This is a genomic window from Bradyrhizobium sp., assembly GCF_016462955.1.
Lineage (GTDB): Bacteria > Pseudomonadota > Alphaproteobacteria > Rhizobiales > Xanthobacteraceae > Bradyrhizobium.
The window spans coordinates 1,249-6,928 of sequence record NZ_JAEMSD010000027.1; the positions used below are offsets into that span (position 1 = coordinate 1,249).

At 65.6% G+C, this 5,680-nt stretch carries 5 protein-coding genes; 2 read left to right on the forward strand and 3 right to left on the reverse strand.

The window, feature by feature from the left end:
• The coding region (locus JHD07_RS05185; RefSeq protein ID WP_291619664.1) for an MMPL family transporter at positions 1-1,345 on the forward strand (1,345 nt) is incomplete at its 5' end.
• Here JHD07_RS05185 and JHD07_RS05190 read toward each other — a convergent pair.
• Positions 1,313-1,969 carry a DUF2147 domain-containing protein gene (locus JHD07_RS05190; RefSeq protein WP_291619665.1) on the reverse strand — a complete coding sequence of 219 codons (657 nt, stop codon included), beginning with the start codon at positions 1,967-1,969 and terminating at the stop codon, positions 1,313-1,315. The genes JHD07_RS05185 and JHD07_RS05190 overlap by 33 nt on opposite strands.
• A 142-nt stretch (positions 1,970-2,111) precedes the next feature.
• Between JHD07_RS05190 and hpnO the strand changes: the two genes are divergently transcribed.
• Positions 2,112-3,503 carry an aminobacteriohopanetriol synthase HpnO gene (gene hpnO / locus JHD07_RS05195; protein WP_291619666.1) on the forward strand — a complete coding sequence of 464 codons (1,392 nt, stop codon included), beginning with the start codon at positions 2,112-2,114 and terminating at the stop codon, positions 3,501-3,503.
• A 42-nt stretch (positions 3,504-3,545) separates the two neighbouring features.
• Here the strand turns inward: hpnO and JHD07_RS05200 are convergent, their stop codons facing one another.
• Both JHD07_RS05200 and JHD07_RS05205 read right to left on the reverse strand, forming a co-directional pair.
• Positions 3,546-4,436 (reverse strand): alpha/beta hydrolase, encoded by an 891-nt coding sequence (locus JHD07_RS05200; RefSeq protein WP_291619667.1) that lies wholly within the window; start codon positions 4,434-4,436, stop codon positions 3,546-3,548.
• Positions 4,433-5,680 (reverse strand): GMC oxidoreductase (locus JHD07_RS05205; protein WP_291619668.1); only part of this gene is annotated, 1,248 nt, incomplete at its 5' end. The genes JHD07_RS05200 and JHD07_RS05205, both read right to left, overlap by 4 nt.

The following is a 5,680-nucleotide window of genomic DNA, read 5'->3' on the forward strand; positions in this document are numbered from 1 at the left end:
GATCACCATTCTGCCGGCCATGCTGAAGCTTCTGAACCCGCCCGGCGAGCCGGAGCCGGTCGGTTACGCCTTCCTGGCGCCGCTCGACCACTTCCTCGAGACGCACCGCGTGCTGATCGTCGGCGGCACGCTGCTGCTCGCGCTCGGCGGCCTGCCGCTGCTCTACTTCATGAAGTTCGACTTCAACCCGATGAACCTGCGCAATCCGAAGGCCGAATCGATCGCCACCTTTCTCGATCTGCGCAAGGATCCCAACACCGGCGCCAACGCCGTCAACGTGATGACCACCTCCCAGGAGCAGGCAAGGCAGGTCGAGGCGAAGCTGGAGAAGGTGCCCGAGGTGCTCAGGGTGATGTCGCTCAACAGCTTCGTGCCGGAGGACCAGGCCCCGAAGCTGAAGCTGATCGCGCAGGGTGCCAAGGTGCTGAATCCCGCGCTGAGCCCGGAGCAGATCGATGCGGCGCCGTCGGATCAGGAGAATGTCGAATCGCTGAAATCGTCAGTCGACAATCTGCGCCGGACGGCGGGCGACGCGAAGGGGCCGGGGGCGGTCGCCTCGCGCCGTCTTGCAGACGCGCTCCAAAAGCTCGCCGATGGCGACGAAGCCACGCGCAACAAGGCGCAGGACGTGTTCGTCACGCCGATGAAGATCGTGTTCGATCAGCTCAGGAACGCCATGCAGGCCGGGCCCGTCACGCTGGAGTCGCTTCCGCCCGAACTCGTCAGCGCCTGGAAGAGTAAGGACGGCATTATCCGGGTCGAGGCGCTGCCCAAGGGCGATCCCAACGACAACGACACGCTGCGCAGATTCGCGGCGGCGGTGCTCGCGGCCGAGCCGACCGCGATCGGCGGACCGGTCTCGATCCTGAAGTCCGGCGACACCGTGGTGAAGGCGTTCATCCACGCCGGCATCTATGCGCTGCTGGTGATCGGGCTCTTGCTGTGGATCACGCTGCGACGGTTCGTCGACGTGCTGATGACGCTGGTGCCGCTCCTGGTTGCCGGCGCGGTGACGCTCGAGATCTGCGTGTTGATCGGGCTGCCGCTGAACTTCGCGAACATCGTCGCGTTCCCGCTGCTGCTCGGCGTCGGCGTCGCGTTCAAGATATATTATGTCGTGGCCTGGCGCTCGGGCAGGACGAACCTGCTCCAGACCAGCCTGACCCGCGCGATCTTTTTCAGCGCGCTGACGACGGCGACGGCGTTCGGCAGCTTGTGGCTGTCGAGCCATCCCGGCACGTCCAGCATGGGCAAGCTGCTGGCGCTCTCGCTGGTGACGACGCTCGCCGCCGTGCTGCTGTTTCAGCCTGCCCTAATGGGCAAACCCCGCGATCTCAGGGAGTAGGCAGATGTCGCCGACGGGGTCGGCGGCGGCGGTGCCCTTCTGACCGGGCTTCGCTGCGGCGGTGGCCTTCGGAGCCGCGGGCGCAGGCGGCGAACTGGCGCCCGCCGTGGCTTGGGCTGCTTGCGCGCCTTGCGCCTTCGGCGCGGCGGCGGCGCCGGATTTCGGCGCGCCCTTCGCCATGGCGTTGACAGGGCTCGAGGGGATCGGCGGGGCCACCCGGGTCCAGGTCTCGCCGCCGCAGAGGAAGCCCATCACGCAGCCCTTGATTTCGAGCTGGTCGGGCCCTGCCGGCGTGATGGTCGCGCTATAGAGCTGGCCATCCTTGGCGTTGTAGACCTGTCCCTCCCACTGATCGGCGCCGGACTTCTTCTTCATGTTGATCAGGGTTGCCATTCCCAGCGTCGGCCTGTTCTTTTTCGAGGCGTCCGGATTGTTCTCGTCGCGTCCCCCGGGCTGCTTTTCCCAGGAGACCGCGCCCCACATGCTGCCATAGCATTGGGCGACGCGAATGTTGGCGACGCCGTCGGCGACGCGCCAGTCGCCAGTCGGGTCTGCAGCGAGCGCGGGGGCCAGGCAGGTGTAACCGCCAGCCAGTATCAGTCCGCTGTAAAGGGCTAAACGCATGATGGTTCCTTGGCAGTGCAACATGATCTAAAAGCTGTGCTTGCGAAGATGGGTAGAAAAAGGGCAAAAGGCCGCACAAACCGTTTTCGGCAACGCTCCATTTTCAGTTGACGAGACGGCCCTCAAGCGAAGTATGTAGCGGATGCACAGCCCAAATCCAGACATGTCTCAGCTTTTCGCGGACCGTCAGGCCCAGCGCAGCACCCTGCATAACCGGTATTTGAACGAACAGTTCGTCCGGGTTCTCAAGACCATCGGCTACGATGTTGGTTTCCAGAAGGGGCAGGGACAGTACCTCTACGATCGGGACGGCGCGCGCTACCTCGACCTTTTGTCGGGTTTCGGCGTGTTTGCGATCGGGCGCAATCATCCGGTCATGCGCGAGGCGCTCAAGAGCGTGCTCGATGCCGACCTGCCCAACCTCGTTCAATTCGACGTCTCCGTGCTCGCCGGCGTGCTCGCCGAGCGGCTTCTGAAATACGTTCCCTATCTGGACAAAGCCTTCTTCGCCAATTCCGGCGCCGAATGCGTCGAAGCCGCAATCAAGTTCGCGCGCGGCGCCACCGGGCGTCCCGGCATCGTCTATTGCGCTCACGGCTATCACGGCCTGACCTACGGCGCGTTGTCGCTCACGGGCGATTCGAACTTCCGCACCGGATTCGAGCCGTTGCTGCCGGGCTGCACCCCGATCCCGTTCAACGATCTCGCCGCGCTGGAGAAGGCGCTGGCCTCGCGCGAGGTCGCGGCCTTCGTGGTCGAGCCGATCCAGGGCAAGGGCGTCAACATGCCCACCGACGAGTTTCTGCCCGGCGCGGCCGCGCTCTGCAAGAAATACGGCACGCTGTTCGTCGCGGACGAGATCCAGACCGGCATGGGCCGCACCGGCCGGTTTCTCGCGGTCGAGCACTGGAATGTCGAGCCCGACATGGTGCTGCTGTCGAAGTCGCTGTCGGGCGGCCACGTGCCGGTCGGCGCCGTGCTGACGCGCAAGAGCATCTTCGACAAGATCTTCAACCAGATGGACCGCGCGGTGGTGCACGGCTCGACCTTCTCCAAGAACGACCTCGCGATGGCCGCGGGCATCGCCACGCTCGACGTCATGGAATCGGAGAAGCTGATCGATGCCGCTGCCAAGCGCGGCGCCGAGCTGCGCCTCGCGCTGACGCGCATGGTGCCGGGTTACGAGCTGTTGAAGGAAATCCGCGGCAAGGGCCTCATGATCGGGATCGAGTTCGGTCCGCCGAAGTCGCTGCGCTTGCGCGCCTCCTGGAACGTGCTGGAGACCGCCAACAAGGGCCTGTTCTGCCAGCTCATCACCGTGCCGCTGTTCAAGGATCACAAGATCCTCACCCAGGTTGCCGGTCACGGCAGCCACACCATCAAGCTGCTGCCGCCGCTCACCATCACCGAGGAAGACTGCAGCTGGATCGAGAAGGCGTTCGACGACGTCATCGCCGGCAGCCACAAGGTCCCCGGCGCGATCTGGTCGCTCGGCAAGACGCTGGTGGACAACGCGGTGCGACGGTCGGCCTGACCTTGATCGTATCGCAGCCCGGTTGCGCTGCGTCGATCCGGGCTACCGACCGAGCTTTGCGAACTCTCTCACGGCCTCGACCACGGCTGCCGGCACTTCCTGCGCGACACAATGCCCGGCGTCCTCGAAGACCAGCGTGCTGACACGCGGGATCAGCGACACCGCGCGTCGCGCCATCTCCTTGTAGATCGGCCCCGAATTCGCGGCGGTCGTGACGCGCACCTGGCAGTCGATCTCGGTCAGCCAGGAAAACGGATTGCCGCGGGCGTCGCCCAGGTACACTTGCTCCATCGCCTCGTAGATCGGGCGCAGGATCGCGGACTCGATCTCGGGTGTGCAGCAGAGGCGGACGCGTCCATCGGCGAGCGGCACGAAGCCGTGACGCACATAGGCGCGCAGCGAGGTCTCGGTCCAATCCGCAAAAGCTGGTGCCGCGCGGTAGCGTTCGAGCACAGCGTCGGTGCTGTCGAATTCGGCGCGCCGTCGCAGCGTGCTCTTGAGGCGGACGGCGGATTCGTCGCTCAGATCCCCGGAGCGCGCCGCGCGCGGATCCATGACGGTTGGCTCCATAACGAACAGACGCGTGAAGAGGCCAGGCCGAAGCTTCGCCGCGAGCAACAAGTCCGTCGCCCCTGCGCTGTGGCCGATGCCGTAAACGTCGCGCAGCTCCAATTCGTCGATGACCCGGCAGACGTCATCTGCGTAATCCAGGAAATGATAGGCGCCGGGCTTGTGGCTGGCGCCGTGGCCGCGGCGGTCGAGCGCATAGACGGTGTAGGCCGATGCCAGATCGCGTGCGACCTCGTCCCAGACATCGGCGACGAAACCGGTGCCGTGGACGAGCAGGGCAGGTGGCTTGCCGCTCTCGCCCCACTGCAGCATGGCGATTTCTGTCTCGGCCGGGCCGATCGAGAAACGGTGCGGGTCGATCATGGGTGAAGATGCGACTTCGCATCCTCCAGGATCATCGTCGCGCCCTTCTCCGCGATCATCGCCGTCGGCGTGTTGGTGTTGCCTGAGGTGATGGTCGGCATGATCGAGGCATCGACGATGCGCAAGCCCGAGAGGCCGTAGAATCGCAACCGCTCGTCCACCACCGCCATCGGATCGTTCGCCGTCCCCATCTTCGCGGTGCCGACGGGATGGAAGATGGTGGTGCCGATGTCGCCGGCGGCCTTCGCCAGCGAAACGTCGTCGTCGCCGACGGAGGGTCCGGGCAGATATTCGCTCGGGCGATATTTGGCGAGCGCCTTCTGCTGCATCAAGCGGCGCGTGGTGCGGATGGCATCGGCGGCGACCTGGCGGTCGTCGTCGGTCGACAGGTAGTTCGGCGCGATCACCGGCTTCTCGTCCGGCGCGGCCGCGCGCAGCCGCACGGTGCCGCGCGAGGTCGGCTGGAGATTACAGGCGCTGACCGTGATGGCAGAAAAGCGGTGCAGGGGATCGCCGAACTTGTCGAGCGACAGCGGCTGCACGTGGAACTGGATGTTGGCGCGGGCGCGCGTCGCGTCGGAGCGGGTGAAGATGCCGAGCTGCGACGGCGCCATGGTTAGCGGACCGCGGCGGCGGAAGGCGTAGTCCAGCCCCATCAGGCCACGGCGGAACAGGTTGTAATAGGTCTCGTTCAGCGTGCGCACGCCCTCGACCTTGTAGATCGCGCGCTGCTGCAGGTGGTCCTGGAGATTGCGCCCTATTCCGGGCTTGTCCATGACGATGTCGATGCCGATCGGCGACAGCCAATCGGCAGGGCCGATGCCGGAGCGATGCAGCACCTGCACCGAGCCGATCGAGCCGGCGGAGAGAATCACTTCACGCCTGGCGCGTGCCTCCATGATCTCGCCGTTCTGGACGAAGCGCACGCCGACGGCGCGGCCCTGCTCGATAATGAGCTGGTCGACCAGCACGTGCTTCTCGAGCCGCAGGTTCGGACGGTTCAGTGCGGGCTTGAGGAAACCGCGTGCCGACGACCAGCGCCGGCCGCGCTTCTGGTTGACGTGGAAATAGCTGGTGCCTTCGTTGTCGCCCGTGTTGAAATCCGGGATGCGCTTGACGCCCATCTCCTCGGCGGCGTCGCCGACGGCATCGAGAATGGCCCATGACAGCCGCGGTGCCTCGATGCGCCAGCCGCCGCCGGAGCCGTGATGCTCGCTGGCGCCGAGGAAGTGATCCTCCAGCCG